The organism is Streptomyces sp. NPDC002088 (genome assembly GCF_040296605.1).
Taxonomy (GTDB): domain Bacteria; phylum Actinomycetota; class Actinomycetes; order Streptomycetales; family Streptomycetaceae; genus Streptomyces.
Genome location: NZ_JBEOXO010000001.1, coordinates 65,441 through 80,950 on the forward strand (window position 1 = coordinate 65,441; position 15,510 = coordinate 80,950).

The 15,510-nt window shown below is 72.2% G+C and carries 16 protein-coding genes; 13 read left to right on the forward strand and 3 right to left on the reverse strand.

Annotated features, from left to right (window positions below):
* Positions 1 to 189 precede the first annotated feature (189 nt).
* Together ABT114_RS00290 and ABT114_RS00295 are read right to left on the reverse strand one after the other, a co-directional pair.
* Positions 190 to 801: a TetR/AcrR family transcriptional regulator gene (locus ABT114_RS00290; protein ID WP_351136890.1), complete on the reverse strand. Its 612-nt coding sequence runs from the start codon at positions 799 to 801 to the stop codon at positions 190 to 192.
* Positions 802 to 882: 81 nt separating this feature from the next.
* Positions 883 to 2,061 carry a glutamate dehydrogenase gene (locus tag ABT114_RS00295; RefSeq protein WP_351136892.1) on the reverse strand — a complete coding sequence of 393 codons (1,179 nt, stop codon included), beginning with the start codon at positions 2,059 to 2,061 and terminating at the stop codon, positions 883 to 885.
* A 203-nt stretch (positions 2,062 to 2,264) separates the two neighbouring features.
* On the opposite strand from ABT114_RS00295, the gene ABT114_RS00300 reads away from it, so the two are divergent.
* The 10 genes from ABT114_RS00300 to ABT114_RS00345 all read left to right on the forward strand — a co-directional run bounded on the left by ABT114_RS00300 (position 2,265) and on the right by ABT114_RS00345 (position 12,495).
* On the forward strand, positions 2,265 to 3,446 hold the full coding sequence (locus ABT114_RS00300) for an MBL fold metallo-hydrolase (RefSeq protein ID WP_351136894.1): 1,182 nt from the start codon (positions 2,265 to 2,267) through the stop codon (positions 3,444 to 3,446).
* 148 nt (positions 3,447 to 3,594) lie between these two features.
* The gene (locus tag ABT114_RS00305) at positions 3,595 to 3,726 is read left to right on the forward strand and encodes a hypothetical protein (protein ID WP_351136896.1); all 132 of its coding nucleotides are present in this window, start codon (positions 3,595 to 3,597) and stop codon (positions 3,724 to 3,726) included.
* Between the two features lie 281 nt (positions 3,727 to 4,007).
* A complete protein-coding gene (locus ABT114_RS00310) occupies positions 4,008 to 6,944 on the forward strand; it encodes an ATP-binding protein (RefSeq protein WP_351136898.1) in 2,937 nt (978 codons plus the stop codon).
* A 68-nt stretch (positions 6,945 to 7,012) separates the two neighbouring features.
* Entirely contained in the window at positions 7,013 to 7,447 is a 435-nt protein-coding gene (locus ABT114_RS00315) for a roadblock/LC7 domain-containing protein (protein WP_351136900.1), read from the forward strand.
* 2 nt (positions 7,448 to 7,449) lie between these two features.
* Positions 7,450 to 7,821: a DUF742 domain-containing protein gene (locus tag ABT114_RS00320; protein WP_351136902.1), complete on the forward strand. Its 372-nt coding sequence runs from the start codon at positions 7,450 to 7,452 to the stop codon at positions 7,819 to 7,821.
* Positions 7,799 to 8,419 (forward strand): GTP-binding protein, encoded by a 621-nt coding sequence (locus ABT114_RS00325; protein ID WP_351136904.1) that lies wholly within the window; start codon positions 7,799 to 7,801, stop codon positions 8,417 to 8,419. The genes ABT114_RS00320 and ABT114_RS00325 overlap by 23 nt, the downstream gene beginning before the upstream one ends.
* Positions 8,420 to 8,480: 61 nt before the next feature.
* A complete protein-coding gene (locus tag ABT114_RS00330; protein WP_351136906.1) occupies positions 8,481 to 9,050 on the forward strand; it encodes a GAF domain-containing protein in 570 nt (189 codons plus the stop codon).
* A 205-nt stretch (positions 9,051 to 9,255) separates the two neighbouring features.
* Complete coding sequence (gene tdh / locus ABT114_RS00335; protein ID WP_351136908.1) at positions 9,256 to 10,284, forward strand: L-threonine 3-dehydrogenase; 1,029 nt, start codon at positions 9,256 to 9,258, stop codon at positions 10,282 to 10,284.
* 37 nt (positions 10,285 to 10,321) lie between these two features.
* Positions 10,322 to 11,521, forward strand: coding sequence for a glycine C-acetyltransferase (locus ABT114_RS00340; RefSeq protein ID WP_351136910.1), 1,200 nt, complete (start codon positions 10,322 to 10,324; stop codon positions 11,519 to 11,521).
* Between the two features lie 62 nt (positions 11,522 to 11,583).
* Positions 11,584 to 12,495, forward strand: a complete 912-nt coding sequence (locus tag ABT114_RS00345; RefSeq protein WP_351136912.1) for a LysR family transcriptional regulator — start codon at positions 11,584 to 11,586, stop codon at positions 12,493 to 12,495.
* Here ABT114_RS00345 and ABT114_RS00350 read toward each other — a convergent pair.
* Complete coding sequence (locus ABT114_RS00350) at positions 12,485 to 13,843, reverse strand: glycosyl hydrolase family 28-related protein (RefSeq protein WP_351136914.1); 1,359 nt, start codon at positions 13,841 to 13,843, stop codon at positions 12,485 to 12,487. The two genes, ABT114_RS00345 and ABT114_RS00350, sit on opposite strands and share 11 nt — an antisense overlap.
* A 114-nt stretch (positions 13,844 to 13,957) precedes the next feature.
* Between ABT114_RS00350 and ABT114_RS00355 the strand changes: the two genes are divergently transcribed.
* Genes ABT114_RS00355 through ABT114_RS00365 form a run of 3 tightly spaced genes read left to right on the forward strand, consistent with a single transcriptional unit; the run spans position 13,958 to position 15,471 of the window.
* The gene (locus tag ABT114_RS00355; RefSeq protein ID WP_351136916.1) at positions 13,958 to 14,545 is read left to right on the forward strand and encodes a helix-turn-helix domain-containing protein; all 588 of its coding nucleotides are present in this window, start codon (positions 13,958 to 13,960) and stop codon (positions 14,543 to 14,545) included.
* A gap of 11 nt (positions 14,546 to 14,556) precedes the next feature.
* Positions 14,557 to 15,081: a GNAT family N-acetyltransferase gene (locus ABT114_RS00360; protein WP_351138152.1), complete on the forward strand. Its 525-nt coding sequence runs from the start codon at positions 14,557 to 14,559 to the stop codon at positions 15,079 to 15,081.
* A 30-nt stretch (positions 15,082 to 15,111) separates the two neighbouring features.
* Positions 15,112 to 15,471: an MmcQ/YjbR family DNA-binding protein gene (locus ABT114_RS00365; protein ID WP_351136918.1), complete on the forward strand. Its 360-nt coding sequence runs from the start codon at positions 15,112 to 15,114 to the stop codon at positions 15,469 to 15,471.
* The last annotated feature ends 39 nt before the right edge of the window (positions 15,472 to 15,510 follow it).

Below are 15,510 nucleotides of genomic sequence, written 5' to 3' on the forward strand. Positions count from 1 at the left end.
GGCGTGCGGGCGTGGGGTCGGTGTGCCTGCCGGCCCCACGCCCGGGGCCTGCCCGGCCGATCAAGTCGCGGGCAAGCGACGGCGCCTCGGCAGGACCGGTGAGCGGGGGCGGTGGGGGAGCGTGCAGCTGCAAGGCGCAGGAATGCGTGCCGGGCCCCGCGACTGCGGCATGATCGGCCGGACAGGCCCTCAGGCCGTCAACGCCTCCCGCTCGAGCCCCAGTTCCCGGGCCAGCGCCTCGTCCACCCACTCCTGTGCGCGTGCCCGGGACACGGCACCGGCGTACGACGTCAGCTGTACGGCGAGCCCGTCGAGCAGCGCCGTCAGGCGCAGGGCCGTGCCGGTGGGGTCAGGGCAGGCGAACTCGCCGGCGGCCACGCCGTCCGCGATGACCTCGGCGATCGCCGCCTTCCACTGCCGGTCGAGGGCGCGCGTGACGTCCTGGAGAACGGGCTCGCGCAGGGCCACCGCCCAGCCCTCGATCCACAGCCGCCAGCCCTTGGCCTGCCCCGTGGGGGCGTACCAGCGCACGGCCGACCGCAGCCGCCGTACCGCGGTGGTCCGGCGGCCGAGCAGCTTGCGCAGCTGAGCCAGGTCCTCCTTGGCCGCGTGCGTGAAGGCGGCGGCGACCAGCTTCTCCTTCGTCGAGAAGTGATAGAGCACCAGCGCGTTGCTCACACCGAGCGCCGAGGCCACGTCGGCGATCCTGACCGCCGCCACGCCCCGCGCCTCGATCTGCTCGACGGCGGCCCGCAGCAACTCCTCGCGCCGCTGCGCCACGCTCAACCGCACTCTCGCCACGCGGTCACCCTAGTGGGTCACCACTGGTGACCCCGCTCGCCGGTGTCGGCCGAACCGTTCGGCGGCCACTGGTGACCCCGCTCACCGGTACCGGCCGAACCGCTCGGCGATCACCGGCAGCCGGTCCGCGACGATGGCGTGCGCGGCGCCCCGCGGGGTCGTGCCGTCGGCCTGCGCGCGGGCCAGCATCAGGTCGACCAGGGCGCGCATCGAGCGGCGCGTGTACGCGAACGCCTCGTCCGCGGCCGGCCCGATGTCACCGAAGAGGGTCCACCACCACCAGGCGTTCGTCCCGGAGTTGACCACCACGTCCGGCAGTACGGTCACCCCACGCGCGGCCAGCAGCTCCTCCGCCTCGGGGAGGACGGGCATGTTGGCCGCCTCGACGATCCAGCGGGCCGTGATCCGCTCCTGGTTGGCGGTGTCGACCGCGTACGAGACGGCCGCCGGCACGAGCACCTCGGCGTCCGCGGACAGCCAGGCGTCGCCCGGCAGTTCACTGTCACCGGGGCGCAGTACGGCGCGGTCCACGGTGCCGTACGCGTCCCGCCCCGCGAGCAGTGCCTCGACGTCGAGCCCCGCCGGGTTGGCGATCGTGCCCTTGATGTCGGCGACGGCCACCACCGTCAGTCCCGCGCGGGAGAGGAAGCGGGCCGTGGCGCCGCCCATGGTGCCCAGGCCCTGCACGGCGACCCGCGTCCCCTGGTAGGACATACCGGCCCGGTCCAGGGTCGCGAGGAGCGACTCGGCGACCCCGCAGCCGCCGACGAGCTCGTCGAGGCCGATGCCGTCCACCTCGACCGCGAACGCGTCCGCGAGCCGCTGCCGGGCCGCGGTCTCGTCGTCGAGCAGCGGATACACGGCCTGGATCGAGGAGACCAGACCCGCCTCGGCCGCGGCCTTGTCCACCAGGTCCTGGGTGAGGCCGAGGTCCTCGCCGGTGGTCCAGAAGCTCTCGATGTACGGCCGTACGGCCCGCAGATAGCGCACCAGCAGCCCGTACGCCTCCGGGTCCCGGGGATCGCAGTCGATGCCGCCCTTGGCGCCGCCCAGGGGGATGTAGCGGCCCTCGGGGTTGTAGTGCAGCGCTTCCTTCATGGTCATGCCGCGGGCGAGTCCGGCGATCTCGTCCAGCGTGCAGCCCGCCCGCATCCGCAGCCCGCCGCTGGACACACCGCGCACCAGCCGGTCGACGACCAGGAAGCCCTGGCGACCGGTGACGTCGTCGGTCCAGGTGAGCGACAGCAGAGGGGAGGTCATGCGGACTCCTGGGGAGCGGGTTACCGAAGTTACTGAATCGTGGGTCAGTATCGGAAGGGCTGTCGCGGCCTGTCAACGCGGCTCTCCGCGGAGCGGTGGACGGGAGGGAGGACGGTGCGGCCTCGGGGGAAGGGAAGGCCGGGGTCCGGTGTTGTCGGAGGGGCCGACCATAATGGAACGCCCCGACTCCACCTGGAGGTGCCGTGACCGGTTTCCGTTCCCCGAGCCTCGGGCTCCGCGCGCTGCAGCCCGCGGCCTTCGGCGCGGACCCGAGCGGTGAGCGCCTGGCGCGCATCCGCCGATCACCCCACTTCAAGGACGGGGTCTTCCAGAACCCCGGCGGTACCTCCCGGATCCGGCCCGCGGGCTCGGCGTCGGCCTTCGCGAAGATCTACTTCGACCGGGAGGCCAAGTCCCACCGCGCCCCGCACGGCACGATCCCGGTGCACGCCACCACCCTGGCCGACCTCGCCCGGCCGCCCGCCACCGGACTGCGGCTCACCTGGATGGGACACTCCAGCGTGCTCGCCGAGATCGACGGCCACCGGGTGCTGTTCGACCCGGTCTGGGGCGAGCGCTGTTCCCCGTTCGCGTTCGCCGGGCCCAAGCGGCTGCACCCGGTGCCCCTGCCGCTGGCCGCGCTCGGCCCGGTCGACGTCGTCGTCATCTCGCACGACCACTACGACCACCTCGACATGCCCACGATCAAGGCGCTGGCCGGCACGGACACCCTGTTCGCCGTGCCGCTCGGCGTCGGCGCCCACCTCGAACACTGGGGCGTGTCCGCGGGCCGGCTGCGCGAGCTGGACTGGAACGAGTCGACCCGGATCGGCGGTCTCACCCTGACCGCCACCCCGGCCCGACACTTCTGCGGCCGCGGCCTGCGCAACACCCAGCACACGCTCTGGGCCTCCTGGGTCGTGGCCGGCGAGGAGCACCGGATCTACCACAGCGGCGACACGGGCTACTTCGAGGGCTTCAAGGACATCGGCGCGGAACATGGCCCGTTCGACGCCACGATGATCCAGATCGGCGCCTACTCGGAGTTCTGGCCCGACATCCACATGACGCCGGAGGAGGGAGTCCAGGCCCACCTCGACCTTCAGGCCGGGGACCCGGCCGTGGGCGCCATGCTGCCGATCCACTGGGCGACCTTCAACCTGGCGCCGCATCCGTGGGCGGAGCCCGGCGAGGGCACGATGCGCGCCACGCACAAGGCCGGCGTGACCCTGGCGGCACCGCGGGCCGGCGAGCCCTTCGAGCCGACCGACGCGCCGCCCGCGACGCCGTGGTGGCGCGCCGTGGCCAAGCCTCCGGTCGAGGGCTGGCCGACGTGGCCGCCGGTGGCGTCGTCCGGGCCGGAGCCGGCGCTCGCGGGGGAGTAGCGGGGTGGTGCGGTCCGGCCGGTGCGGCGTGGCTCAATGTCAAGCGAAAGTGTGAAGACGCTCAGGGGAGAGCTCGCCGAGTAGGTCAGGGCCCTGCAGGCCGCGGTGGCCTCGCCGTGCCCCGGATCCGGTCGACCGTCGCAAGGCGGTGGTTCGGGTCACCGACGAGGCGCGTCGGCGGCTGATCGAGATCTACGGGCCGCTCGCCCTCGTCAAGCATCTGCCTCCCGTCAAGCGGAAGATGGCACCCGGGCACATCACCGACAGTGACCGCTTCTGATCGAGCGCGACCGTTCATTTCCCATTCGAGTGCCCTTCAGGAGCGGGAGTCCAAGGGGGCTATCGGTCTGTCGTACGAGGCCTCATACCAGAGCGGGACGCTACGCGTGAGACTTTGTCAACTGCCCACCGCACATGATGCGTCGGCGACTACTGTGAGTGTCCGTCGGGCGACGTAGGGCCGAATTGTTCGGTTCTCTCGGCCGACACCGCGATGGCGCATGCCCGAGTTGCGCACCACGCGCGAGCAACCAGGCCCGACGGACCAGCACGAGGACACCGATGTCTCACCTCCGCGCACCGGCCGCACGCGCAGACCGCCGTGAGGGTGGCGGCGGGCGGCACGGGCGGCCGGTCGCCCGCACCGCCCCTCCGCTGCCCGAGACCCACCTACGTCCGCAACTCCTGCGCCTCGCCGTGCTGCCGCCGGTCGCGGTCGCCCTCAGCGCGTGCGCGGCAGTCCTGTTCACCATCCGCTCCACCGGAGCACGGCAGAGCCTCACCCTGTGGGCCGTACTCGCCGGAGCGCTCACGGTCACCCTGGTCGGCATCCTGATCGCCTCGGTGGCCGCCGACCGCGCCGCCCGGTCGGTGAACGACCGCATCGGCGCACTGCGCCGCAGCAGCGCACGCGGCGAGGCGGATCTGCGTGCCGTGGTCGAGGCGCTGCGCCGTGGCGAGAGCGCGCCCCAGCGCAAGCCGCGTGGCGGCCCACCCGAGGACGCCGACGACTTCGAACTGCTCGCAGCGGACCTGGCCCGCGCGCACGACGGCGCCGTCACCGCCGTCGTGCAGGCCGCCCAACTGTCCAGCCAGACGGGCAGCGAACAGAAGCTCGAGGTCTTCGTCAACCTCGCCCGGCGGCTCCAGTCGCTGGTGCACCGAGAGATCTCGATCCTCGACGAGCTGGAGAACGAGATCGAGGACCCGGATCTGCTCAAGGGCCTCTTCCACGTCGACCACCTCGCCACCCGTATCCGCCGCCACGCCGAGAACCTCGCCGTGCTCGGCGGGGCGGTCTCACGCCGGCAGTGGAGCAACCCGGTCTCCATGACGGAGGTGCTGCGCTCCGCGATCGCCGAGGTCGAGCAGTACTCGAGGGTCAAGCTCGTGCCGCCGATCGACGGCGAGCTGCGCGGCCACGCCGTCGCCGACGTCATCCATCTGCTGGCCGAACTCGTCGAGAACGCCACGGTGTTCTCCGCCCCGCACACCCAGGTGCTGTTGCGCGCCAACCTTGTGACCTCCGGGCTCGCCGTCGAGGTCGAGGACCGCGGGCTCGGCATGCCCGTCGAGGAACAGAGCCGGATGAACGCCCTGCTGACCGACCCCGACCAGGTCAACGTGGCCCGGCTGCTGGCCGACGGCCGCATCGGGCTGTTCGTGGTCTCCCAGCTCGCCCGCCGGCACGGCATCAGGGTCCGCCTCCAGACCAACATCTACGGCGGGGTGCAGGCCGTTCTGGTCGTGCCGCAGGGGTTGCTGGGCACGATGCCGGGCGTCTCCGGAGCCGTACCGCAGCTGCAGGACCCGGCGGGCGGCGCACGCGGACCGGCCGCACCGCAGCCCGGCGCCGCCGCCCCGGAGGCCGGACGGCACCTCCCACCCCCGGCCCCGTCCGGCGTACGCCACCGACGCCAGCGGGACGACGACCGGGACCCGGCCTTTCCCGCCCACAGCGGGGGGCCAGTTGCGATGCCGGGTGGCGGCGGCGGTCCGGCACCCATGACGAACAGCGGCGGGTCGGCTTCGTCGGCGGGCGTCGGCGGTCCGGTTCCGGTGTCGGGTGGTCATGGGTCGGTTCCGGTGTCGGATATCAGCGGCTGGGTTACGGCGTCTGGCATCGGTGGCTCAGTCCCGGTGTCGGGTGGCGGCGGGTCGGCTTCGTCGGCGGGCGTCGGCGGTCCGGTTCCGATGCCGGATGGCCGTGGTTCGGTTCCGGTGTCGGGTACCGGCGGTCCGGTTCCGGTGTCCGGCGGCGTAGGTTCCGCTGGGGCGGTGGGCGTCGACGGCCCGATCCCGATGCCGGGCAGCGCCGGTTCGGCGTTCATGGCGAACAGCGCCGGACCGCCCGTCACGTCGAGCGGCAGCGGACACGGACCTGGCTTCATGCCGAGCGGCAGTGGACCGGCCTTGACACCGAACGGCGGCGGTGCGGTCCCGATGCCGAGGGGCGACGGCATGGCCTCGACGGCGCCGACGGCGAACGGTGCTGGTGCGGCTTCGCTCCCGAACAGCACTGAAGCGGCTTCGCTTCCGAACAGTGCTGGGCCGCCCTCGCTCCCGAGCAGCACGGAACCGGCTTCGCTTCCGAACAGTGCTGGGCCGCCCTCGCTCCCGAACAGCACGGAACCGGCTTCGCTTCCCAACGGCGCCGGGCCGCCCTCGCTTCCCATCAGCTCCGGACCGGCTTTGCTTCAGAACACCGCCGGGTCGGCGTCGCTCGGCCGGCCGAGCGACGGAGGCCCAGGCTCGCTGTCGGCCCCGAACGCCGACGGCACCAGGTCGATGTCGACCCCGAACGCCGGCCCCGGTGCACAGTCCCGCGCCGGAGGACCCGGCCGGCTGCCGAACGCCGGAGGTCTCGACTCGCTGTCGGACGAAGGCACTTCCCCCGCCCTGCCGACCCCGAACACCGCCCTCGCCCCCGCCCCGCAGCCGAACGGAGTCACCCCGGCCCCCCTCCCCGTGCGCGGCCCCCGGGGTGAACGGCCCAACCCCGCCTCAGCCGTGCCCGGTATCCGGCCCGACGAGCGGCGGACCGTCGCGGAGAACACGGTCGGGCTCCCCGTCCCGTGCAACGGCGCCGTACGCGGCACCATGGGCAAGCCCCAACTGCCCCGCCGCCGCGCCCAGGAGCACATCGCACCCCAGCTGCGCGGCGGCCCCGCGCCACGCCCCGCCGCCGAGGACGTCGTAGGACACGACCCAGGCCTGATGGCCGCCTTCCAGCGGGGCGTCGGCCTGGCCGAGGCCCAGCAGAGCCTGGAGTCGGGGCCGCCGGCGGACGCGTCACTCACCGGCCTTCCCCTCGTGCCGATGCTGCCGCCCACCGACGTACCCGTACCACCGCCCTTCCTGGACACGTCCCCCATAACCGAGGCGCGCCCCGCACACGCGCCCGCGCATCCCGAGGCGCACGGCGAGCGTGAAAGCCGGCCCGCGCCCGGACCCGACCACCACACCGCCCGGCACGACGGGAGCGCATCAGCCGGATGACCACCCCCGCACACACCCCCACCCCCACCGCTCCCGCAGACCTTCGTACCCCAAGGAGTCGATCCACCATGGCGAGCGATGCGCCGACCAGTCATGTATCCGATCTCGACTGGCTGATGAGCGGCCTCGTGCAGCGCGTACCGCACACCACCAGCGCGGTCCTCCTCTCCTGCGACGGCCTCGTGAAGTCCGTCCACGGCCTCGACCACGACAGCGCCGACCACATGGCCGCCCTGGCCTCCGGCCTGTACTCCCTGGGGCGCAGCGCCGGCGTGCGCTTCGGCGACGGCGGTGACGTACGGCAGGTGGTCGTCGAACTCGACTCGACGCTGCTGTTCGTGACCACCGCCGGCTCCGGCACCTGTCTCGCGGTCCTCGCCGGCCGCGAGGCCGACGCGGCGGTCCTCGGCTACGAGATGGCGATGCTGGTCAAGAGCGTCCGCCCGTACCTGGTGACCGCACCCCGGCAGCACACCGGCGAACCCCCGGTGATGAGGCGTTGAACGTGGCGGCGGCCGGCGACGGGCCCTGGCTCGACGACGCGGCCGGACGCCTGGTGCGCCCTTTCACGGTCAGCAACGGCCGCACCAAGCCCACCATCGCGCTCGACCTCATGTCGCAGGTGAGGGCCACCGGAGTCACCCCCCTCGGCTACCTCGGCCCCGAGCACGCGCAGGCCCTCGCCCTCTCCCGCCTGCCCGTCTCGGTCGCCGAGGTCGCCGCCCACCTGAAGCTGCCGGCGGCGGTCACCAAGGTGCTCCTGTCCGACCTGGTCGACTGCGGGGTGCTCACCACCAAGCCACCCGAGTTCCACCACAACCCCACCGACCGGGCCCTTCTGGAGGCAGTGCTCGATGGACTACGACGACAGCTCTGAGTACGAGGACGGCTCCGACCCCTTCCCCACCGCGCTGAAGATCCTGGTGGCGGGCGGGTTCGGGGTCGGCAAGACGACCTTTGTCGGCGCGGTGAGTGAGATCGCGCCGCTCAGCACGGAGGAGCTGCTCACCACCGTCAGTGCCGCGACCGACAACCTCGACGGCATCGAGAACAAGGTCGAGACGACCGTGGCGATGGACTTCGGCCGCATCACCCTCGACCCGGAACACGTCCTCTACCTGTTCGGCACGCCCGGCCAGGAGCGGTTCTGGTTCATGTGGGACGAGCTCTCCGAGGGCGCGCTCGGCGCGGTCATTCTCGCCGACACCCGCCGCCTGGAGGAGTGCTTCGCGGCCGTCGACTTCTTCGAAGAACGCGGCCTCGGCTTCATCGTGGCGATCAACGAGTTCGACGGAGCCCATCGCTACGACGCCGGAGAGGTCCGCGCCGCCCTCGACCTCGACCCCGGGATCCCCGTCGTCCGCTGCGACGCCCGCATCTCCGTCTCCGGGGTCCAGACCCTGCTGACCCTCGTACGCCACCTCATCGCCCACGCCCCGGCCGCCCCTGAGCCCAGCCGCGGCGCCCACATGTGACCCTCGCACACCGTTCACGGAGCCCATATATGACCTACGTCCAGCCGACCGGAGTCCGGCCATGAGCTACGACCCACCGCGCCCCGCCGGTCGACTGCTGCTCACCCCCGAGGACAAGGAGGCCCCCGCCCGCGCCCGCCGGCTGCGCCGACTGGGGCTGGGGGAGCAGCCCGAACCCGTGCTCGACGCCTTCGCGGACCGCCTCGCCGAGCTCACCGGAGCGCCGTACGCCATGGTCAACTTCATAGACGAGGAGCGGCAGTTCTTCGCCGGCCTGCACGTCCCGGGGGCCCGTCCGGCCGTGCCGGGCGGCAAGCCCGAGGTGGGCCGCTGGCTGCCGCGCGACCACGGCTACTGCCCCCATGTCGTCGTCCGGCACAAGGCGCTGGTCCTCGAAGACGTCCGCGACTACCCGCGATTCGCCGGCAACCCGATCGTCTACGAGTACGGCATTCACTCCTATCTGGGCGCCCCGCTCATCGACACCACCGGGATGGTGCTGGGCACGGTGTGCGTGGCTGACGCGGCACCCCGGCCCTGGGGGAGGGCCGGGCTGGAGACCGTCAAGTCGACGGCCGCCGAGCTCGCGGCACGGCTCGAACGGTGCGAGGAGGACGGGCTCCCGCTCTGAGCGGACAGGGCGGACAGGGCGGACACGGCGAACACGGGGAGCTGCGCGGACCGGCGTGAAGGAAAGCTGTGGCGCCGCTTAAGAAAACCTCGATGGACCCGGGCGCCGCGATACGGCAGATTGCTACGCGATTCCACTCCTCTCCCCGGATGCGGGCCGCTTCGGCATGCCCGCGGCCGGGACCTCACCCACAGGAGCCGTAGCGTTGAAGGCGCTGGTCAAGGAGAAGGCAGAGCCCGGGCTGTGGCTCACGGACGTCCCGGAGCCCGCCGTCGGGCCCGGCGACGTACTGATCAAGGTCCTGCGGACCGGCATCTGCGGCACCGACCTGCACATCCGGGCCTGGGACGGCTGGGCGCAGCAGGCCGTCCGCACCCCGCTCGTGGTCGGGCACGAGTTCGTCGGCGAGGTCGTCGGGACCGGCCGTGACGTCACCGACATCAAGGCCGGCGACCGGGTCAGCGGCGAGGGACACCTGGTGTGCGGCAAGTGCCGCAACTGTCTGGCCGGCCGTCGCCATCTGTGCCGGGCCACGGTCGGCCTGGGCGTCGGCCGCGACGGAGCGTTCGCCGAGTACGTGGCCCTCCCCGCCGCCAACGTCTGGGTGCACCGCGTCCCCGTCGACCTCGACGTCGCCGCGATCTTCGACCCGTTCGGCAACGCCGTGCACACCGCGCTGTCCTTCCCGCTGGTCGGCGAGGACGTACTGATCACCGGTGCCGGTCCGATCGGCCTGATGGCGGCGGCGGTGGCCCGGCACGCGGGCGCCCGCAACGTCGTCGTCACGGATGTCAGCGAGGAACGCCTGGAACTCGCCCGCAAGATCGGCGTGAGCCTCGCGCTGAACGTCACGGACGCCACCATCGCCGACGGACAGCGCACCCTCGGCCTGCGCGAGGGCTTCGACATCGGCCTGGAGATGTCCGGCCGCCCCGAGGCCATGCGCGACATGGTCGCCAACATGACGCACGGCGGCCGGATCGCCATGCTCGGACTTCCCTCCCAGGAGTTCCCGGTCGACTGGGCCCGGATCGTCACCTCGATGATCACCATCAAGGGCATCTACGGCCGCGAGATGTTCGAGACCTGGTACGCCATGTCGGTGCTGCTGGAAGGCGGCCTCGACCTCGCCCCCGTGATCACCGGCCGGTACGGCTACCGCGACTTCGAGGCGGCGTTCGCCGACGCGGCGAGCGGCCGCGGCGGCAAGGTCATCCTCGACTGGACCGCGTAAGTCACCCGAAGCCAGCTGCATTTCTAGGAGCTTCCCCATGTTCGACTCCGTGCGCGACGACCTGCGCGCCACCCTCGACGAGATCCGCGCCGCCGGTCTGCACAAGCCCGAACGCGTGATCGGCACCCCGCAGTCCGCGACCGTGAGCGTCACCGCGGGCGGCCGCCCCGGCGAGGTCCTCAACTTCTGCGCGAACAACTACCTCGGCCTCGCCGACCACCCGGAGGTCGTCGCCGCCGCCCACGAGGCGCTCGACCGCTGGGGCTACGGCATGGCGTCCGTGCGCTTCATCTGCGGCACGCAGGAGGTGCACAAGGAGCTGGAGGCGCGGCTGTCCGCGTTCCTCGGCCAGGAGGACACGATCCTGTACTCCTCCTGCTTCGACGCCAACGGCGGTGTCTTCGAGACGCTGCTCGGCCCCGAGGACGCGGTGATCTCCGACGCTCTCAACCACGCCTCGATCATCGACGGCATCCGCCTGTCCAAGGCCCGCCGCTTCCGCTACGCCAACCGTGATCTGGCGGACCTGGAGCGGCAGTTGAAGGAGGCCACCGAGGGCGGCGCGCGCCGCAAGCTCATCGTCACCGACGGCGTCTTCTCCATGGACGGCTACGTGGCACCGCTGCGCGAGATCTGCGACCTCGCCGACCGCCACGACGCCATGGTCATGGTCGACGACTCCCACGCGGTCGGCTTCGTCGGCCCCGGCGGTCGCGGCACCCCCGAACTGCACGGCGTCATGGACCGCGTCGACATCATCACCGGCACCCTCGGCAAGGCCCTCGGCGGCGCCTCCGGCGGCTATGTCGCCGCCCGCGCGGAGATCGTCGCCCTGCTGCGCCAGCGCTCCCGCCCGTACCTCTTCTCCAACACCCTCGCCCCGGTCATCGCGGCGGCCTCCCTGAAGGTCCTCGACCTGCTGGAGTCGGCGGACGACCTGCGCATCCGGCTCGCGGAGAACACCGCCCTGTTCCGCCGCCGGATGACCGAGGAAGGCTTCGACATCCTCCCCGGCGACCACGCCATCGCGCCGGTGATGATCGGCGACGCGGCGAGGGCGGCCCGACTGGCGGAGCTGCTGCTGGAGCGCGGCGTGTACGTGATCGGCTTCTCGTACCCGGTCGTCCCGCAGGGCCAGGCGCGCATCCGGGTCCAGCTGTCCGCCGCGCACTCCACGGACGACGTGAACCGCGCGGTCGACGCCTTCGTGGCGGCGCGGGCCGAGCTGGAGGCCTGAGCAGGCATAGGGGGCAGTACCTGAGCAGAGGGGCATAGGGGTCATTTGAGAGAATCGGTCCCATGATCGAAGCGCGGCGGCTCCACATCCTCCGTGCGGTGGCCGACCACCGTACGGTGACGGCGGCTGCCGCCGCGCTGTACCTCACCCCCTCGGCGGTCTCCCAGCAGCTCGCGGCGCTGGAACAGGAGACGGGCCACCGCCTGGTCGAACGGAGCGCGAAGGGCGTACGGCTGACCCCGGCCGGCGAGATCCTGCTCAGCCACACCAACGCGGTCCTCGCCCAGCTGGAGCGGGCGGAGGCGGAACTGGCCGCCTACAGCTCGGGTGAGGCCGGGACGGTCACCGTCGCCGCCTTCGCCACCGGCATCGCCCATGTCGTCGCGCCCGCGGTGGCCCGCCTCGCCAGGTCGGCGCCCGGCATCCGCATTCGCGTCCAGGACGCCGAGGGCGACGCCAGCCTGCCGATGGTCCTGGACCGGCAGGTCGACGTCGCTGTCGCCGTCGAGTACCGCGGGGCCCCGCCCGCCGACGACCCCCGGCTGACCCATGTCCCGCTGTACGCCGAGCCCTTCGACGCGGTCGTTCCGGTCACCCACCGCCTCGCCGACGCCACCGAGATCCCGCTCGCCGAGCTGGCCAAGGACCCCTGGATCGGCCCCTACCCCGGCAACCCCTGCCACGACGTGGTCGTCCTGGCCTGCGAGAACGCCGGCTTCCAGCCCCGCCTGGAACACTCCTCGGACGACTTCCGCGCGGTGGTGGCCCTGGCCTCGGCCGACGTCGGCGTGGCCCTGGTCCCGCGCTCGGCGCTCAGCGGCATGGACCTGACCGGAGTGCTGGTCCGCCCCGTCGACGGAGTGGCTCCCACCCGCCGCGTCTTCGCGGCCGTACGCCGGGGAGCCGAGGGACACCCCCTGATCCGTCCGGTGCTGGACGCGCTGGGCGAGGCCACGCCGGCCGCTACTGGCTGAGCTGGGTCCACGTCCAGGTGCCGCCGACGCGGACGTAGAGCCGCTGGTCGGCGGTGTCGACGGCCATCGTGCCGTCCGGGGGCGTCCTGGTGAAGGAGGCGTCGCTGACGGGGCCGCTCACGAGGCGCAGCGGAGGGTTGGGGTAGTGGCGGGTGGGGATGGTGCCGCTCTGCTGCCCGCCGATGTTGCCGTAGCAGTTCTCCACGCGGAAGTCGCCGGTGCTGCTCGCCTCGTAGTAGAGGTGCGTGCCGGTCGGCGCGGTCCCGTAGAGGCCGACGACGTCCCGCAGGACGGCGGTCGCGCCGGTGCCGGCGTACACGACCACACCGGAGTTGACCGTCGCGGCCGAGGCGCCGTTGGCGATGAGGACGTTCTCCAGCGAACTCGCTGTGCCGGCCCAGCTGATGATGTTCTGGGCGGTGGAGTAGCCGTCGGCGAAGCCGCCCGCGTAGGCATAGATCCGGCCGGCGTGGACGTGTTTGCAGGAGGCGTCGACCTTGAGATGCGGACCGCCCTGCATCTGCGAGGTCTCGAACTTGCAGTCCGTGAGGTGGATCCCGTTGGGGTTGTTGAGGCGGGCCGTGCCCTGGGTGATCCACAGCGCGCCGGTCCCGAAGGCCTCCAGACGGCAGCCGGTGAAGTGGATCTGGTTGATGTTGTCGGTGCTGTATCCCCAGGATCCGGCGGTGGCGGTCGAGGAGTTGCGCAGCCAGATGTTGGGGTGGGCGGTGCTGCCGGCCGGGCCCGTGGAGGCCTCGACGACGAGGTTGTAGAAGCGTGAGTCCCAGAACTCCACCGCGTCGATGCAGATGTCGACGTTGCTCGTCATGAAGACGTCGCGGAAGTAGCAGTTGTCCGCGTAGTACAGCTCCAGCAGCAGACCGGTCTTGCCGTTGCCGTTGAAGCCGAGGTTGTCGACGGAGCAGTAACGCCGGTGCGTCGCGCCGGAGTTGTCGGCGCCCGCGCCGGACATACGGAGCAGGATGCCGTCGCCGCCCTTGAGGAGCATGGCGGCCCGACTGTTGGCGCCGACGAGCCGGATGTTGTTTCCGGGGACGGTCAGGGCGGGCGTGCTGCCCGAGGGCTTGACCAGGTAGCGGCCGTCGGGGAAGTAGACGGTGCCGCCGCCCGCCGCCGCGGCGTCGAGTGCGGACTGGACGGCCGCCGTGTCGTCCGTGGAGGCGTCGCCGACCGCGCCGTACTCCTTGACGTCGTACCAGTCCGAGGCGCCGGCCGCGGCCGCGGGGGTCGCTGTGCCCACGGCGACCGCGGTCCCGGCCAGTCCGGCGGCTCCCGTCAGCAGCATGCGGCGCCTGGTTCTGTCGCCCGAGCTGTCCGTCGTGCCCATGCGCCCTCCCAAAGATCATCCGAACGTCAGGCTGGTGATCGTAATGGCGTGATGGGGTCGCCATACGCGATCGAACTATTCTCGTGTTCCCGTATCTGAGATATCGTTCCGAATGTGAAACAACTTCTCGACGTCGAAGGCGCCTGCGATCCCGTCGACACCCGTCTCGGCGCCCGCCTGGCCGAGCTGCGGGCCGAGCGCGGCTGGTCCCTGGGTGAGTTGGCGGAGCGCAGCGGAGTCAGCAAGTCCACCCTGTCCCGCGCCGAGCGGGCCGAGACCAGCCCCACGGCCTCGCTCCTGAACCGGCTGTGCGGGGTGTACGGGCGGACCATGTCCCAGCTGCTCAGCGAGATCGAGGCCGAACCCGAGCTGCTGGTGCGGGCCGCCGAACAGCCGGTGTGGGAGGACCGGGCCTCCGGGTTCGTACGGCGGTCCGTGTCCCCGCCGCACTCCGGGCTGCGCGCCGAACTCGTCGAGGGGCGGCTCGCCGTGGGCGCCGACATCGCCTACGACCGGCCGCCCGTGCCCGGCCTGGAACAGCACATCTGGGTGCTGGAGGGTGCCCTCGACGTCACGGCACAGGACGATGAGCATCACCTCGACGCCGGGGACTGTCTGCGGCTGCGCGTGTGGGGGCCCACACGGTTCCGGTGCGCGGGTTCCGACGAGGTGCGCTACGCGCTGGCGGTGGTGCTGCCGTGACCGTCGCCGTGATGCGACTCGACGCGCCCCAACTGGGCTCCTGCGCAGGTGAGTTGGCCGAGCTACTGGTCGACACCGTGCACGGTGGTGCCTCGATCGGCTTCCTCGCGCCGCTCGACCACGCGGAGGCAGTGGCCTGGTGGCGGGAGCGGGCCGCAGGTGTGGCCGCCGGGCAGCTCGCGGTGTGGGTGGCGCGCGACGCGGGACGCGTGGTCGGCACCGTCACCCTGGCCTTCCCCGACAAGCCCAACAGCCGCCACCGCGCCGAACTCGTCAAGCTGATGGTCCACCGGAAGGCCCGCGGCCAGGGCCTCGCCCGCGCGCTCCTGACCACCGCCGAGGAGGCGGCCACCGGGGCCGGCATCACCCTGCTGCACCTCGACACGGAGACCGACAGCCCCGCCGAGCACCTCTACCGCTCCACCGGCTGGACCAGGGCCGGGGTGATCCCCGACTACGCGGCGAGCCCGGACGGGGTGCTGCAGCCGACCACGCTCTACTACAAGCACCTGGGCGAGGCGGCTCCCGCGGGGTGACTGTCGGTGCCGGCGGCTACGGTGCCACTCATGCCGGATGCCGAAGACGTACGCCGTATCGCCCTGTCCCTGCCGGACACCACGGAGAAGACCGCCTGGAACATGCCCACGTTCCGGGTCGCGGGGAAGATGTTCGCCACGCTGCCCGAGGACGAGACGTCCATCGCCGTGCGCTGCCCCAAGGAGGAGCGCGACGAACTGGTCCTGGCCGAGCCCGAGAAGTTCTGGATCGCCGACCACGAGGCACAGTTCGCCTGGGTGCGGACCCGGCTCGCGGCGCTCGAGGACGAGGACGAACTGCGTGACATCCTCGCCGACTCCTGGCGCCAGGCGGCCCCGCCCCGGCTGCTGGAGGCGTACCCCGAACTGGGGCGGCCGGCAGCGGACTGAAAATCCGCGGGCGTTGCCAGTTGCCGCGCGGCCGCGTGG

Bases quoted from the DNA above. Each gene is read 5' to 3' on its own strand.
- ABT114_RS00295 (WP_351136892.1), bottom strand. From the start codon at position 2,061: ATGACCTCCCCTCTGCTGTCGCTCACCTGGACCGACGACGTCACCGGT.
- ABT114_RS00310 (WP_351136898.1), top strand. From the start codon at position 4,008: ATGTCTCACCTCCGCGCACCGGCCGCACGCGCAGACCGCCGTGAGGGT.
- ABT114_RS00315 (WP_351136900.1), top strand. From the start codon at position 7,013: ATGGCGAGCGATGCGCCGACCAGTCATGTATCCGATCTCGACTGGCTG.
- ABT114_RS00325 (WP_351136904.1), top strand. From the start codon at position 7,799: ATGGACTACGACGACAGCTCTGAGTACGAGGACGGCTCCGACCCCTTC.
- ABT114_RS00330 (WP_351136906.1), top strand. From the start codon at position 8,481: ATGAGCTACGACCCACCGCGCCCCGCCGGTCGACTGCTGCTCACCCCC.
- ABT114_RS00340 (WP_351136910.1), top strand. From the start codon at position 10,322: ATGTTCGACTCCGTGCGCGACGACCTGCGCGCCACCCTCGACGAGATC.
- ABT114_RS00345 (WP_351136912.1), top strand. From the start codon at position 11,584: ATGATCGAAGCGCGGCGGCTCCACATCCTCCGTGCGGTGGCCGACCAC.
- ABT114_RS00350 (WP_351136914.1), bottom strand. From the start codon at position 13,843: ATGGGCACGACGGACAGCTCGGGCGACAGAACCAGGCGCCGCATGCTG.
- ABT114_RS00360 (WP_351138152.1), top strand. From the start codon at position 14,557: ATGCGACTCGACGCGCCCCAACTGGGCTCCTGCGCAGGTGAGTTGGCC.
- ABT114_RS00365 (WP_351136918.1), top strand. From the start codon at position 15,112: ATGCCGGATGCCGAAGACGTACGCCGTATCGCCCTGTCCCTGCCGGAC.